This is a genomic window from Altericroceibacterium spongiae (assembly GCF_003610805.1).
GTDB classification, from domain to species: domain Bacteria; phylum Pseudomonadota; class Alphaproteobacteria; order Sphingomonadales; family Sphingomonadaceae; genus Altericroceibacterium; species Altericroceibacterium spongiae.
Genome location: NZ_RAPF01000014.1, coordinates 40,242 through 55,793 on the forward strand (window position 1 = coordinate 40,242; position 15,552 = coordinate 55,793).

9 protein-coding genes and 3 pseudogenes are annotated in these 15,552 nt (G+C 57.6%); 9 read left to right on the top strand and 3 right to left on the bottom strand.

Annotated features, from left to right (window positions below; all coding sequences use genetic code 11):
- The first annotated feature begins 96 nt into the window (after positions 1–96).
- From D6851_RS16430 to D6851_RS16440, 3 genes are all read left to right on the top strand, one after another.
- Entirely contained in the window at positions 97–1,101 is a 1,005-nt protein-coding gene (locus D6851_RS16430; protein WP_183030154.1) for a FecR family protein, read from the top strand.
- Positions 1,102–1,340: 239 nt separating this feature from the next.
- The gene (locus D6851_RS16435; protein ID WP_183030155.1) at positions 1,341–3,122 is read left to right on the top strand and encodes a TonB-dependent siderophore receptor; all 1,782 of its coding nucleotides are present in this window, start codon (positions 1,341–1,343) and stop codon (positions 3,120–3,122) included.
- The gene (locus tag D6851_RS16440; protein WP_120325993.1) at positions 3,076–3,792 is read left to right on the top strand and encodes a TonB-dependent siderophore receptor; all 717 of its coding nucleotides are present in this window, start codon (positions 3,076–3,078) and stop codon (positions 3,790–3,792) included. Before D6851_RS16435 ends, D6851_RS16440 begins: the two co-directional genes overlap by 47 nt.
- A 136-nt stretch (positions 3,793–3,928) precedes the next feature.
- Here the strand turns inward: D6851_RS16440 and D6851_RS16445 are convergent, their stop codons facing one another.
- Positions 3,929–6,085, bottom strand: coding sequence for a TonB-dependent siderophore receptor (locus D6851_RS16445; RefSeq protein WP_120325994.1), 2,157 nt, complete (start codon positions 6,083–6,085; stop codon positions 3,929–3,931).
- 145 nt (positions 6,086–6,230) lie between these two features.
- Between D6851_RS16445 and D6851_RS16450 the strand changes: the two genes are divergently transcribed.
- From D6851_RS16450 to D6851_RS16460, 3 genes are all read left to right on the top strand, one after another.
- Positions 6,231–6,686, top strand: coding sequence for a DoxX family protein (locus D6851_RS16450; protein WP_210210390.1), 456 nt, complete (start codon positions 6,231–6,233; stop codon positions 6,684–6,686).
- A 259-nt stretch (positions 6,687–6,945) separates the two neighbouring features.
- The gene (locus D6851_RS16455; protein WP_183030156.1) at positions 6,946–10,155 is read left to right on the top strand and encodes a glycoside hydrolase family 2 TIM barrel-domain containing protein; all 3,210 of its coding nucleotides are present in this window, start codon (positions 6,946–6,948) and stop codon (positions 10,153–10,155) included.
- A 226-nt stretch (positions 10,156–10,381) separates the two neighbouring features.
- On the top strand, positions 10,382–11,614 hold the full coding sequence (locus D6851_RS16460) for a PepSY-associated TM helix domain-containing protein (RefSeq protein WP_120325997.1): 1,233 nt from the start codon (positions 10,382–10,384) through the stop codon (positions 11,612–11,614).
- A gap of 240 nt (positions 11,615–11,854) precedes the next feature.
- On the opposite strand, the gene D6851_RS18385 is transcribed toward D6851_RS16460, so the two are convergent.
- Positions 11,855–12,205: a MarR family winged helix-turn-helix transcriptional regulator gene (locus tag D6851_RS18385; RefSeq protein ID WP_120326005.1), complete on the bottom strand. Its 351-nt coding sequence runs from the start codon at positions 12,203–12,205 to the stop codon at positions 11,855–11,857.
- Between D6851_RS18385 and D6851_RS16470 the strand changes: the two are divergent.
- From D6851_RS16470 to D6851_RS16480, 3 genes and pseudogenes are all read left to right on the top strand, one after another.
- A pseudogene (locus tag D6851_RS16470) lies at positions 12,159–12,692 on the top strand (IS91 family transposase); the annotation flags it as partial. The gene D6851_RS18385 and the pseudogene D6851_RS16470 overlap by 47 nt on opposite strands.
- 519 nt (positions 12,693–13,211) lie before the next feature.
- Positions 13,212–13,648 (top strand): annotated as a pseudogene (locus tag D6851_RS16475) (IS3 family transposase); the annotation flags it as partial.
- A gap of 306 nt (positions 13,649–13,954) precedes the next feature.
- A complete protein-coding gene (locus tag D6851_RS16480) occupies positions 13,955–15,151 on the top strand; it encodes a Fic family protein (protein WP_238474173.1) in 1,197 nt (398 codons plus the stop codon).
- A 294-nt stretch (positions 15,152–15,445) separates the two neighbouring features.
- On the opposite strand, the pseudogene D6851_RS16485 reads toward D6851_RS16480, so the two are convergent.
- Positions 15,446–15,552, bottom strand: a pseudogene (locus D6851_RS16485) (IS5 family transposase); the annotation flags it as partial.

Here is a 15,552-nt window from a genome sequence, read left to right on the forward strand (position 1 = left end):
CGGACGGACAAGTTCCGTGCCGGTAGCATGGACGAAGCATCGTCTCCTTGTCGTGCCCGTCTCTGCATTACGTCGGCGAAAGAGGGCGTGAATGTCATGACACAGGCGTCCGAGCGCATATTGGACGAGGCAACCAACTGGCTGCTTCAGCTGACCGAACACCCCGCCGATGACGCGGTGCAGACCGCGTTCCGGCAGTGGCTGGCCGCAGATCCACAGCATGAAAAGGTCTGGAAAGAGCTTAACCACAGCTATGAGCTGATTGGTGCAACGCAGCCGGATATGGCAGACAGGTGGCAGGACGAACCGGCTATGCGACCCCTTCGCCGCCGCGGGTTCAGGCGGCAGGATGCCCGTCGCCGACATGTTGCTTCACCGGGCCGGTTCCGGCGGCGGCGAGCCATTGCCGCCGCAGTGGCTGCGGTACTGCTCGCCGTCTGGGCAGGACCGTCGGCGTGGCTGATGCTCCAGTCCGATTATCGCACCGGAACGGGCGAACTGGAAACCGTGCGGCTGCCCGATGGGTCCTCTGCGCGCCTCGGCCCCGGCTCCGCCATCCGCATCGTTTATAAAGCCGGCACCCGGCGGGTCGATCTGATTGCGGGGCAGGCTCTGTTCGAGGTGGAACCCGATAAAGACCGGCCTTTCCGGGTCGTGGCGGGCAATGTGACGGCAACCGTGCTCGGCACTGCGTTCGATGTGCGCCGCCTTGGCGAAACGACCGGTGTTGGCGTGCGGCATGGCCGGGTCCGGGTCGCCTCCACGGCGTCGGGCAATGGCCCGATCGTTCTTGAAGCCGGGCAGCGGCTCTCCCTGAACGAAGCAGGCGCAATACGCATGGACAGGCTGTCGCCGCAACTGATCGCGGCATGGGCGCATGGCGAGGTCAATGCGCGCGACCGGACCGTCGCCGAGGTGATCGACGATATTCGCCCCTGGTATAGGGGCCGGATCATCATCGCCGACGAGGCACTGGCCGCAAAGCGCGTCAATGGCGTCTTCAACCCGCGTGACGCTTCTCACGCAATCCGCTCGATGGTGGCTCCACTAGGCGGGAGCGTCACCCGGATTACACCCTGGCTGATTATTGTTCGCGGCTGAAGAACCGCTTGAAATCGAGCGATCCGCGCCGGTCGTTGAAAAAAATCCGATTGAAATTGAAAATTCCGGCACCTGTCTCGGTCCTTGTTCCCATGGGGACGTTGCGGTTGCGTCACATTATCAATTCGGCAGGCCGCTCTTCCCCTTCACGATGACACCTGGATTGGGGCAAAATGGATATGGAATCGAAGAACAGGCCACGCATAATAGCACGCAGCGCGGCGTGGGTGGCCGCGCTTATGACGAGTGCGACAGGTGCTATGGCGCTACTGCCGGCACCCGCTATCGCACAGCAGGCTACGCCCGAGGCCCGAACTTTCAATATTCCCGCCCAGCCTTTGCCAGATGCGCTGATCCTGTTCGGACGGCAGGCCGGGATCGAGGTGTCCGCCGAAAGTGCCAGCACACGCGGCCGCAGCTCTCCGGGCGTATCCGGCCGCATGGCGCCTGCGGCAGGGCTTTCGCGGCTGTTGTCCGGCACGGGGCTTACCTTCCGCTGGACCTCCGAAAAGTCAGTTATGGTCGAACCGGCGCCGCAGGCATCGGGCGATGGTGCGATCAGGCTCGGGCCGGTACGGGTGGAGGGAATGGATGGCAATAACGCTTCCGGTATCCCCGCAAGCATGACCAGCGATCCGGCGGCAACCGAGAACACAAGCTCTTATACCATCAGCGTGATGCGCACTGCTACCCGGCTTGACCTTTCCCCGCGCGAAACGCCTCAGTCTGTCACTGTCATCACCCGCCAGCGGATGGACGATCAGGGCATGATCGATCTGCTGGACGTGGTGCGTGCGACACCTGGTCTTTCCGTAGTTCCTTACGGCGTCGGCCGGCCGAACATCTATTCCCGCGGCTTTTATGTCGACACTATCGCGCAGGACGGTCTGACAAGCCAGTTCGACAGTTACGTGACGAGCCCGCTCGGCAATACGGCCGTGTTCGACCGGATCGAGGTGGCGCGCGGTGCGACTGGCCTGGCACGCGGCGGTGGCCGCCCTTCGGGATCGATCAACATGATCCGCAAGCGGCCCACCGAAAGCCTGCAGGCCGGACTGACCGCCAGCGCGGGTTCCTGGAAAGACTTTGCACTGGAGGCTGATATTAGCGGCCCGCTAACCGCAGATGGTGCAGTGTCGGGGCGTGTGGTTGGCTATATTCAGGATGCTGACGGGTTTCGCGATATCGAAAAGACGAAGCGGCAGACCGTCTATACGACGCTGGACTTCCATCTGTCGGATACCACGCTTTTCAATGTCGGCTATTCCTATGTTTACAGCAATTCCAACATGGGGTGGGGCGGGTTGCCGGTGACCGATGATGGTGAGCATTTCGGCCTGCCGCGCTCGACCTTTATCGGTACGGACTGGGAATATCTGAAACAGGATCATCATACAGTCTATGCCAGCCTGGATCAGGAGCTGAGCGATGACTGGAAGCTGACCGTCAATGCACGCTATGTGGATGGTTCCACCCGGATATTGTCCACCTGGCTGATGCCGGACGAAGTGAATGGCGGCTATGGCCATACCTATTGGGCGGTGAACCGGGATGTCGAGCAGAAGGCCATCGACGCCTTCGTGTCCGGCAGCGTTGATTTGTTCGGCCGCGAACATGAGCTTGTGCTGGGCGGGACCGTCAATCGGGAGGAAACCCAATCGGAAAGCTGGTTCGATAGCTGGAGCAGCTTCGTCACGCATGTACCGGACCCCTTCACCTGGGACCCACGCTCGGCAGGGCCGCCCCCGGTTCTCGATTCAACCAGCCCGGACTACAGCACCACCAGCACGGATTACTCTCAGGATAGCCTTTACACGACCTTGCGGCTCAACCCGGCCGATGCGTTGAAAGTCATCATGGGCGGCCGGCTTGACTGGTATGATAATCGCGATGGTGGGACCACGACCAAGGCGGATGGCCACGCAACGCTTTACGGCGCCGTGATTTACGATTTTCACCGGCACCATTCGCTTTATGCCAGATACGGATATTTTCCGTCCGCAAAACAATGTGGACATTAGCGGCAATACGATTGCACCTATTGAAGGGCGCAATTTCGAAATCGGCCTGAAAGGTGAATATCTGGACGGTGCACTCAATGCCAGCCTCGCCCTCTTTCGGATCGACGAAGCCAATCGCGCCCGCGAACTTGCAGATCAGGGCGCTTGCCCCACTTTCCCGAACCGGTCCTGCTACGAAGCGGCGGGCCTTGTGCGGAGCGAAGGCGTGGATATCGAATTGCAAGGTGAACTGGCTGCCGGTTGGCAGATCGGCACCGGCTATACCTATTCGCGAACAGAATATCGCAAGGATGCCAACCCGGACCGGATCGGCACACAATATGATACGGGTGTTCCGGAACATCTGTTCAAGCTGAACAGCACCTACAGACTGCCCGGGAAGCTGGATGACTGGCGCATCGGCGCAAATCTGTCATGGCAAAGCGAAACCCATTATCTGATCGCACCGCTTACAGGCAGCACACAGGTGCGACACCAGCAGGATGGCTATTGGCTTGCCGGCCTGATCGCCGAATACGCGCCAGGCGAAAGGTTCAGTTTACAGGCGAATGTCAACAATCTGTTCGATAAGACATATTATCTGGCTATTTCCGATGATGTCTATTGGGGGGCGACAGAACTCTATGGCGCACCGCGTAATTTCAAGCTGACCATGCGTTTGAAATACTGATCGTCCCGGTGAGCGCCGGGCCGCCGCGCGCAGTTGCATCGACGCTCCAACGATGACGGGCCCAGATAGCTATCCGGGCCCGTCTTTGTTTCAGGCTGAGCAGCCCGGGAATGCGGTCATGATGATGGCACGAGGATCACAGATCCCAGCGCAGTTCTGCAAAGACGGTTCGCGGTTCTCCGGGGAAGTGGCCGGTGCGGTCGACAAAGCCGGAAGCCGCATAGGTTTTATCGAAGAGATTATCGACCCGCAGCAGCAGGCTGAGATTATCGTTGATCCGCTGAATGACCGAAGCGTCGAAAATGACGTAAGGTTTCACCTTCTGGCCGGAAAGCGACAGGCGTTTACTGACATATTCGCTGCCCAGAGCAATGGCCGTGCCGGTAGCGGCAAACTGATAGCGGCTCCACAATCCGGCCTGATGTTTGGGTGCATTGGCAAACCGGTCCCCCACGGCATTTGTGAGCGACTGACCTTCCACTGTGTCCGTGATTTTGGCATCATTATAGGCGTAGTTGGCAGTCAGCACCCAGTTCGGTGTCAGATCGGCGCTGACTTCCAGTTCGAAGCCTTTGCTGGTGACTTCGCCGATCGGGGCAAGCTGGTTAACGCCATCGACCACATCGCCATTGGCCTGCAGCAGATTCTGGCGGGTAATGTGATAGACGGCACCATTGGCCTGTATCTTGCCGTCGAGCAAAGCCAGCTTAACGCCGGCTTCGAACTGTTCGCCCGTGACCGGATCGAACGGTCCGCCGACTGCAGTGTCCTGTGAATCGACATCCTGAGGTTCGAACCCTTCGGACCAGTTGAAATAGAGCGACATATCCTGCCGCGGCTTGAAGATCACGCCGCCCCGGAATGTCCAGGCATCGCCGGTATAGTCTTCGTCCCCCAGAATATCCTCACCCTCGAAACGGTCATAGCGTGTGCCGCCGACCAGCAGCCACTGTTCGGACAGGCTCAGCTGATCCTGAATGTAGAAGCCATAGGATGTGCTGCGCGTTTCGGTTTCGCGCAGGGGAAGGGCATCCAGATCGTAGAAAGACGCACCCGACAGACCGTAAACCGGATTGGCGAGACTGAGCGGTTCGATCTCACTATTGGGAACGGTGTGCGCCCAGAAATCGGCCTTTTCGCGATACCAGTCAGCGCCAACCAATATACGATTGTCCAGGCCTGCTACCGGGCGATCAATCGTTGCATTCCCGGCAAAATTCAGGCCGTCTCTTGCCCGTCGCTGATCGCGCAATTCGCGGCGGCTTGCATCGACTATCCCGTCATTATCGGTATCGATCAGGCCGCGCGGTTCATGATATTGCTGGCGCTCGGTCGATTTGTAATAGCGGGTTGCCAGTTCGAAGGAGATACCGTCGGCGGGGGCGGATTGCAGACGCGCCTGATAGACGGTGGCCTTGAGATTGAGGAAATCGGTTTTTTCATTGGCATTCCAGCTACGGTCGGCCAGGAAATTGCCATCATCGTCGGTCGGCACGCCGCGCAACCGGGCGCCACGATTTTTCTGATCGTAATGGGTTATCTGGCCGATGAGGCGCGTATCTTCACCCAGCTTGGCGGTCAGCCCGCCATCGAGAATAAGAGACTTTTCCCGTGTGTTGTTCCGAAAGGGGTCCATCTGTTCGTAATAGACCCCGCCGCGCGCCAGCAACTGACCGTCGCTCGTCACCGGGCCGGAGACATCGGCCGAACCTCCGAAACGGTCATAATTGCCCAGCGTAGCCCGCGCCGAGGCCTGCAATTCTTCGGTAGGAACTTTCGTGACATAATTGATGAGACCGCCGGGTTCGCCGGGGCCGTATAGCATACCCGAAGGTCCTTTCAGCACTTCGACCCGCTGGATATTGAAGAGCTTGGGCACCGAGAATGCAATGAAGGGATCGCCGCGCAGATTATCGTAATAAACGCGATCCTGACGGAAGCCGCGGAAGGTGATGGTCGAGTAGCTGAAATTGGTGATCCCGGCGATGTTGCGATAAAGGTCGGTGGCATCGCGCGCGCCCTGATCGTTGATAAGCGCCTGATTGATGACACTCAGCGATTGCGGAATGTCCAGCGGGTCGCTCGTCCCGCGGGCAACCGACGTTTCATCGACATGATAAAGTGTTTCTGCCCGGCCCGTAACGATGATTTCAGGCGTGGTCTGGCCGGAATCCGAGCGGGACGGTTCCGCTGCTGTGGCAGTGTTGGCCCGGTCTTCGGCTCTCGCAGCCGGGGCAATGGCAATCGAAGCAGCACTGCATGCCAGCAGCACGGTATAGCGCAGAGTTTTCATGGATGTCTCAATCTCTTTCAACGGGAATGGGCCCGCTAATGAGAATGATTCATATTTGCAACCATGATGGATATAAGTTTGAGTTATATCCGCCCGATGTGATGCATATTGAAAACACGTATTTTCTTTAAGGAAGCCTGCGCCATTGCAATCGGATCGCGGTGCCTTGACCTCAACTATGGTTGAGGAAGTAGACTCTCTGTTGTTTATCGTGCCTGCCATCGCAGGCCGTTTCAGGGAGAGAAATATGAAAAGCCAATTCTGGCAAAATCTGTATGCCTGGCTCTTATCCGCATTTTTCCTTTTGGGGGGCTGGCTGAATATTTTCGCCGATCCCGAGCTGGTCGAAGAGTATCGGCATTGGGGATATCCGGGCTGGTTTCACTATGTCACTGGTATGGCGGAATGGGCTTCTGCCGGACTGATTGCTTTTTCCGTCACACGTTTTTGGGGCAGCGTGCTAGGATGCGCCATTATGGCTGCGGCAGCGATAAGTGTTTCGCTACAAGCCGAATATACCCACGCTCTGATGCCGCTGATAATTCTGGTTCTGACAGCCTTCAATGGATGGATAGCGTGGCGGCGACACAAAACAGCATAAAATACCAATGCAAATTTAATTACTCAGACAATTGCCCGCCCCATTCTCCATCGTCGATAAAGGAAACGCAAAGAACGAATCAGCCGGATTGGGAGCACGGATAAACGGCATTCATTTCCTTTAAGATTGCGTGCCGGTTTCGCAGGCGAAACCGGATCAGCTGCGCGTGAAGGGCAGGCATACGCCCTGCTTTGCCGATCTGGAGGACCGCATCAGGGAATGAAGTTTGTCGTGCCCCCGCCGGCGAAAGAGGATGGATATGGGGCATATTTTTCGCGGTTTATCTGCGGCGGTAACATTGTCTGTCGCAAGTGCCGCTATCGGGCAGGACCCTCAGGTGCAGGCGGTGCAGATAGATGCGTCGCGTCCGGACTGGGAAAATCCGTCGGTCTTTTCCGTCAACACATTGCCTCCCCGGGCAACGGGATTTCCTTTTGAAACCCGTGCGCAGGCCCTGAAGGGAAGGCAGCAGGATTCAGAACGCTTCCTGTCGCTGAACGGGCTCTGGAAATTCTCCTTTTCGCCCAATGCCGATAAGCGCCCCGTCGGCTACGAGAAGCCCGGATACGATGTGTCGGGCTGGGATTCGATCAAAGTTCCCGCTGACTGGCAAGCGGAAGGTTACGGGCAGGCGCGCTACAATAACTGGAAATATCCTTTCCCGGCCAATCGCCCGCTTATCCCGCATGAAACCAATCCGGTGGGATCCTATCGGCGCAGTTTCACCCTGCCTGCTGACTGGTCGGGCAAGGAGGTGATCCTCCATATCGGTGCCGCCGGATCGGCTTATTATGTCTGGGTTAATGGCCGAAAGGTTGGCTATGCACAGGATAGCAAGCTGCCTTCCGAATTCGATGTAACACCCTATTTGCAACCGGGCGATAATGTCGTCGCCATTCAGGTGTTTCGCTGGTCCGATGGTTCTTATCTCGAAGATCAGGACTTCTGGCGCGTCTCGGGTATCGAGCGGGATGTTTTCCTGATGGCCGTTCCGCCGGTGCGGGTACGGGATTTCTTTGCCCATGCAGGGATCGACACGTCTTATCGCAAGGGTGAACTAGCTGTCGATCTGGCGATTACGCCGGGGCAGGCCGTCGAGGCACGAATAGTGGTTATGGACGGGGAGAAGGCGATCCTGACCCGCACGGCCTCCGTGCCTGCGAACACTTCCGAACGTAACGTAAGACTGGCGGGGGAGCTGCCTGCGATTGCCCCATGGACTGCCGAAACGCCCAATCTTTATAGATTGCTGGTCGAGCTGGAAGACAAGCAGGGCAGACTGATCCAGTCTACGCCCTCGCATATCGGTTTCCGCACCATTGCGATGGAAAACGGGCAGGTGACGGTTAATGGCAGACCGATCATGATCCGCGGCGTCAACCGGCACGAACACGATCCGGAAACCTTTCATGTCATGTCCCGTGAATCGATGGAGCGGGATATCCGGCTGATGAAACAGAATAATGTTAATGCCCTGCGCACAGCGCATTATCCCAACGATCCTTATCTTTATGAACTGGCGGATCGTTATGGCCTCTATGTCATGGATGAAGCGAATATAGAGAGCCATGCCTATATGGCGCATGGCAACGCTGTTCCCGACAAACGCTCTTATTATCAGCTCGGCTTCGACCCTGCCTGGCGCGATGCACATATCAGCCGGGTGACCAATATGCTGGAACGGGACAAGAACCATCCCTCCATCATCTTCTGGTCTCTGGGGAACGAAGCGGGGATCGGCCCGACCTTCGAAGCGGCTGCGAAAGCTGTGAAGTCGAGAGATCCCGATCGCCTTGTCAGCTATCTGGGCTGGGGGCCATTGCCACCGGGGGACCATCGGCCGAACTGGTATGCCGATATTTATGCGCCGATGTACGATCCGGCGGCAAAGATGGAAGATTACGCCACAAACTGGACGTATCAGCAGCCGATGATCCAATGCGAATATGCCCATATGATGGGCAATTCGGGTGGCGATCTGAAAGAATATTGGGATACGATCTATGCCCATCCCGAGACACTGCAAGGCGGTTTCATCTGGGACTGGGTCGATCAGTCCATGTATGGCTATACGGAAGACGGGCGGCGCTACTGGGCCGATGGCAGCGAATACGGGCCCAATCCGGGCGGTGATATCGAATTCGGCGACGGCCTGCTGCAATCGGACCGAACCCCCAATCCCGCCCTCTATGAATTACGCAAGGTTATGGAGCCGGTTCAGTTCACCCGGTTCGATCCGGCAACGGGCCATGTCGAACTGCATAACCGGCAGGATTTTGCCGACCTTTCGCATTTCACCTTCGACTGGCAATTGCTGGAGAATGGAAGGGTTGTGGCGGAAGGACCTTTCACGGTTCCGAAGATAGAAGCTCGTGAAGAAGCCGGGATCGCTCTTCCACTGCCTGATTATCCCCGCAGGAAGAATGCGGAATATTTCATCACGCTCCGGGCCCATGCAAAAGCCGGAGCCATTCCTGCTGTTGATGCCGGAACGGTTATTGCATGGGAACAGTTCGCGCTGGAAGTGCCGCAACCCTCGCTAGTGCAGGGCAATGGCCGGTCTGTTGTGCTGGAACAGCATGGCGGTTCCGTCAGCTTCAGGGCATCCGGTGCGGTCCTCACTCTGGATCGTCAAAACGGTCTGATCGCGTCATACACAAAAGACGGGTGCGTTCTGGTGCAGGGCGGAGCGCCCAATTTCTGGCGCGCCGTCACCGATCCTGACCGGGGCACAGGAACGGCGAAGCAACTGGCCGCATGGAAGGCTATGAGCGAACAGCGCAGACTGACAGGGTTCGCTTTGCGCCCTGCGGGTAATGGCGGGCAGGAAGCGGTGATCGATTTCGCTCTGGGTGCGGACACATCGGAAGGCCCGGCTGCAACATTCCGGTCGATTTATCATATGGCCAGTGATGGCTCGGTCACCATATCGAACATGTTTCATCCCGTAGATGAAACACTTCCGCCACCGTTCCGCATCGGGCTGATTTTCACTTTCCCCGAAAGCTTCGATGACCTGGCATGGTATGGGCGCGGCCCGCATGAAAGCTATGTGGACAGGAAAAGCTCGGCGGCAATCGGCCTCTGGCGCAGCGCTCTGGCGGATCAGGCCCATGATTATATTCGCCCGCAGGAAACCGGCAATAAAGTGGGTGTTCGCTGGATGGATATTTCCGGCAGCGGTTACGGTTTTCGGATCGAAGGCAAGCGCCCCCTGATGATGAATGCCCTGTCTCTCCCTTATTCGGATCTCTATCGCCGTGAACCGGGCACATGGAAATCGACCGATATCTATCCGCATGATCACGGCACATTGCTGGTCGATGCAGCGCAACGCGGTGTGGGCGGAAACAATCAATGGAGCGATCTCGGCAAGCCTCTCCCGCAATATCGCACCAGACTGGAAGACACAGCTTTCATCATCCGCCTGTTGCCGAAGCGGGGCGAAATAGAAACCGGAAGACCCTGAAATCCTGTCGCTTCACCCCTTCCTTGCAGGAGCAGGGAAGGGAATACTCTGTATCGGCACAGAGCCTGTTGCTGCACTTGCAAAACTTGCTAATGCGAGGTGATCTTATTAGAGCCCTGTCCCAATTCAGCGCATTGGCACATATCGTGACGACTTGCTTTTTTCCGACATTCCCTGAAATCGATATCGGCAACCAAGATCTGACAGAGCGATTTCGGGCTCTGTGATGGCAACAGTTGCTGCGACAGGCCTATCGGCCAAAAAGAAGAAAAAAGGGCGGTCGATCTGGTGGAAGCTCCATCACTGGGCGGGGCTGCAACTAAGCCTGTTTCTGACCTTTATTCTGGCGACCGGAACGATTGCCACTCTGTCCCATGAAATAGACTGGCTGTTAACGCCTGCCATGCGGGTGAGCGTACAGGATTCACCGCAGGCCTCATGGGGCGATTGGGCGCAGTCTGCGCATACCGTATCGGATGGTGCGCGGATCGAATGGCTTTATGCCCCGACCGAACCGTGGTTTGCTGCCGAAGCCGTTATGATGCGCCCCGATGGCCACCGTTTTCGCGCGCAGATCAATCCATGGAGCGCGCAGGTGCAAGGCCTGTCTCCCTGGTTCAATGCCCAGCGCGTGTTTCGCGAAACGCATCGTAACCTGCTGCTGCCAACCGCTATCGGTGTTCCCATCGTGGGCTCTCTGGCCTTTCCTCTCCTTTTATCGGTGATAACCGCTTTCTGGGTCTACAAGAAATGGTGGCGCGGCTTTTTCCGTATTCCGAAACGCAAACCGCAGCGCAGAAATGACGGGCGCCGCTTCACCGGCGATCTGCATCGCTTTATCGGTTTATGGAGCCTGTGGTTCGCTTTGCTGATCGGTTCGACAGGGCTCTGGTATTTTATCGAGAAAACGGGCGGTGCGGCTCCGGCACCTCGCCCTGCAGAAATGCTGGCTCCCGCGCAGGTCACCGGGTTGCATCTCGATGCACTGGTCACCAGGGCACAGCAGCAATTCCCCGAGCTTGATATAAAGGCTGTCGGCTTTCCGAAAGGTAAGTCCGGCGGCGTTATCGTTGTAGGGCAGGCGACTGCTTTCCTGGTCCGTGATCGCGTGAACGCCGTCATGCTCGATCCGAGTGATGATCGGGTTGTGAAAACAGTGAAGGGAGAGACTCTTTCCGTTCACCAGCGCATTGCGGAAGCGGCCGACCCTTTGCATTTCGGAACATGGGGCGGGCTGACGACAAAGATCATCTGGTTTCTGTTCGGTATCGCCCTGACGGGGCTCGCTGTGACAGGCGTCCTGATCTACGCTCTGAGATTGCGGCAGGAGATCCGCTCCGAGCGCAGCCCTCGCATCCTCTGGTCCATGTTGAGAGGGATGAGCGTCATGGCATGGCCCTGTCTGGCCCTTCTCTGTCTCGCTCTGGCCCTCCTTGCCACCAAATTGATTGGCATGTAAATTTTTGCAAAAGCCCTTTCGGTAAAACTGTTATCCTCCTCCCATTCTCCAGAAAATCCGCAAAAAACTGACCAATCTGCCCGTCATCATGGTGGCGGAAAAGGCAGCCGATCTTATTCGCGCAGCTGCTTTCGGCAGGAGAGGCACCTGACCGGCAGCCCGGCATTTGTTCCGTCGTTTCCTGACGGAGCTTGCTTGATGCATCATTGGGCAGACTTTGGGCGCAACATTGATTCAAATCTATGCGGGGTCTTTTGGTACATACCGTTTGCGGTGTATCGTTTCGGTAAACGCTCTTATCTCACTTAATAAGGCAGCGAGGCGCTCCGGTCCGAAACTGTCGGCATAGGCATCGAGATATTCAAGCGTTTGGGTCGCAGTTTGTTCGACCAGCTCACGACCGGTTTCCGATATTCCGATAATCGACCGGCGTCCATCTGCCGGGTCGGGAGTTCGATAAATCAGGTTGCGCGCTTCCAGCTCGCGCAGGATGCGTGTTACGCTGGGCGCATGGAGAATGGCTGATCTTGCGAGGTGGGAAGGGCTCGCCGACCGCCGTGCCTTCCTGCGGCACCTCTCACCGGTGCGGATGAAGCGTTGGGTAGTGTACGCTAAGCCACCCTTCGCCGGACCCGAAGCGGTGCTCGCCTATCTGTCGCGCTATACGCATCGGGTAGCGATCTCGAACAGCCGGCTCATCTCCTTCGACCAGCGCGGCGTCACCTTCCGCTACAAGGATTATCGTCGCGGCAGCGCCGACCGCCAGCAGGTCATGACGCTTACCGCCGACGAGTTCATCCGTCGCTTCCTGCTTCACGTCCTGCCCAAGGGCTTCCACCGCATCCGCCACTATGGCCTGCTTGCCGGCACCATGCGCAAGGACAGCATCGCGCTCGCCCGCAAGCTGCTCGCGGTCACACCGCCGCCCGAAGATGGCGCGACCGAAGAGCCGCCTGACACGCGACCGCCGTGCCCTTGCTGCGGTGGGCACATGATCGTGATCGAGGCGTTCGCACGCTGGCAGCAGCCCCGCGCGCCACCATCCAAAGCCCCGCCCATCCGAGAACTCGCGCCATGATCCGGCATGGCTTGCCCTCACTTATCCACCAGGTCGATGCGCTTCCGGCGATGCCACCGCTCGCGCTACCGTCGCCGACAGCCGACCAAATGGACGGGGGCGGCCATGATCTGGCCCACCACCTGTGCCGGAATCGCCTGCAGGTAGCCAAGACCTACTGCCTCAGCGGCCACTCTGGTGCCAGTTCTCTTCACCCGGGGGTCAGCCGAAAACCGAAAAACCCATAGCGAAGCGCGTGTGGCCCGCGGGTTCGGTCCTCGGAGACTTTCGTACGCCTACCGGCGCCCGAAACCCTTCACGCAAGGAGACTGTCCGGTCCAAGGTGTCGACCTTCGCGAAGCAGACATTTGGGCGAACCAATTACCCAGCCAGCAGCCGCCTGAATAGCCGTCGTACAGCGGGCCAATTCGGTCTACCGAAACCTGCCGCCCGTTCATGCGCCTCCCGACAAACCCCATGACCATTGATCTTGTGGAAGCCGACGCGTGCCTATGACCGCTTGGGCGGTTGCTTGGCGACGTTATCGACCTGTTCTCGCGCCGGGTCGTCGGTTGGTCGATGAGTACCACCATGACGGCTCAACTCGTCACGGATGCTCTAATCATGGTGATCTGGCGCCGGGGCAAGCCCGATGCCCTGCTGCATCATTCGGACCAGGGCAGCCAATATACCAGCGAGCAGTTCCAGCGCCTGATGAAGGACAATGGCCTCACCTGCTCGATGAGCCGGTCTGGCAACTGTGGGGATAACGCAACGATGGAAAGCTTCTTCTCTTCCCCCAAAACCGAGAGGGTCAAGAGGAAGGTTTACCGTTCGCGCTATCAGGCCAGGGCCGACGTGTTCGATATATCGAGCGCTTCTATAACCCAACGCGCCGACACTCGACCCTAGGGTACCTCAGCCCCATGGACTCGACAAGCGAGCCATTACGTGCTGGAATTTTTGCTCCACGATAGCCGCGGTCGCGAAATAATTAGCGAGCAAGCAGGAATAGGTCGAATTCCGTAACCACAGCTCGGCCACTATATCGAGTCATTTGAACGAGAAGGGTTGCTGCAGCACTCATGTGATTATTTGAAGGACAAGGCCGATATCCTTAGGATAGTCATCGATAAGGAGCACTTGTCAAGTCTGCTGGATGCTTCTAGGGCGAAATTAACCGGACATTATAAAGGACGATTCTCGCGCTGACTTTGCCTATATTTAGTAGAAAACTGGCATTTTTAGCATACTTTAAACTGGACATAGAAACGGTCATATAAGTGGCAGAAGACCGCGGCGAAACAATCGATTCAATGCAGCCGATGAAGATTGGCGAAGGTTCGCCGCGCCTGCCGGGCATACGCGATCTTGCCGTTGATCTGGCTGCAAAGGCGGCCGCCTTTCGCAGCAGCCTTCCCCAAGGCGTGAGCACTGCATTGGCTGACCTCGTTCGGGCTATGAATTGCTATTACAGCAATCTCATCGAAGGCCATGACACGCATCCGATCGATATAGAGCGTGCACTTCGTGACGATTTTAGTGACGATCTCGCGAAGCGCAACCTGCAACTTGAAGCGCGCGCGCACATTGAGGTGCAGCAATGGATCGATGAGGGCGGACTCTCCGGCCGGGCTCACACGCGCGCAGGCCTTGAGGAAACTCACGCTCGCTTTTGCGCCGAATTGCCGGAGGATCTACTTTGGGTGGAGATGCCAAAGACGGGTGAGCGCGTGCGTATCGAACCCGGACATTTACGCGAACGTGATGTCCAGATCGGACGTCATATCGCCATCAGCCCAGGTGCAGTGCCGCGCTTTATGGATCATTTCGAATGGGCATATGGCAGACTCGGTCGTAGCGATGCCATCGTCGCAGTGGCCGCCGCCCACCACCGCTTCGTATGGATTCACCCTTTTCTTGACGGCAATGGTCGCGTCGCACGGCTGATGTCCCACGCAATGATGCTCGATGCGCTCGACACCGGCGGTATCTGGTCAGTAGCTCGCGGACTAGGCCGTACCGCTACACGCTATAAACAGCACCTTGCCGCCTGTGATCTTCCGCGTCGCAACGATCTCGATGGAAGAGGCGCACTCAGCGAGGAGGAATTGGCTGGCTTTACAGCCTATTTTCTGCAGGTTTGTATTGACCAGGTCGAGTTCATGTCAGGACTTGTTGAGCCGGACAGATTGCGGACTCGCATCCATCAGTGGGTAGGAGAAGAAGCCGCACTCGGTAACTTGCCGGCAAAGGCAGCAAATGTCCTCGATGCTGTACTTTATCGTGGCGAACTTCCGCGAGGCGAATTGGAGACAATCGTCGGAACGGGCGAACGTCAAGCACGTCGCGTTGCATCGACACTCGTCGCTATGGGCGTTCTGTCATCTGAAAGCTCAAGGGCACCTCTCCATATCGCCTTTCCTGCAGCGCTAGCATCGCGTTGGATGCCTGGCCTCTTTCCGGAAAAGCCAACCTAAGACAGGCCTTACGCTTGAAGAAGCGGTGTCGTGAGCCACTGGGCGCCGTTAGGCATACGCAAATCGCTCCAGTGCAGGAACCTGCGGGCCGCAGACGGGGGGCTATGGGAATTTCGTATTCTGACCGCTGGCGAACATATGCAAAGCAACGCGCGGCGGGCAAGGGGGCGATGCAGACGTGCTGGTCATTGGTGGCATCGAGCGCATCCTGCAGGTCTGATCGGCAATATCCGCACTTCGATATCTGTCGCTCTTTCCACCGAGAGCGAACGAGCTAGGCTCAGGACTCATTGATCACAGCCAGTAGCAAACGGTAGCGGCGATGCAGATGGCGGACATGAAGGTGTGGGCGCAACGGTCGTAGCGGGTTGCGACGCGCCTCCAGTCCTTGATCCTGCCGA

Coding starts and splice junctions, on each gene's coding strand:
- D6851_RS16435 (WP_183030155.1), top strand. CDS start 1,341: ATGACGAGTGCGACAGGTGCTATGGCGCTACTGCCGGCACCCGCTATC.
- D6851_RS16440 (WP_120325993.1), top strand. CDS start 3,076: ATGCCAGATACGGATATTTTCCGTCCGCAAAACAATGTGGACATTAGC.
- D6851_RS16460 (WP_120325997.1), top strand. CDS start 10,382: ATGGCAACAGTTGCTGCGACAGGCCTATCGGCCAAAAAGAAGAAAAAA.
- D6851_RS16445 (WP_120325994.1), bottom strand. CDS start 6,085: ATGAAAACTCTGCGCTATACCGTGCTGCTGGCATGCAGTGCTGCTTCG.
- D6851_RS16455 (WP_183030156.1), top strand. CDS start 6,946: ATGGGGCATATTTTTCGCGGTTTATCTGCGGCGGTAACATTGTCTGTC.
- D6851_RS16430 (WP_183030154.1), top strand. CDS start 97: ATGACACAGGCGTCCGAGCGCATATTGGACGAGGCAACCAACTGGCTG.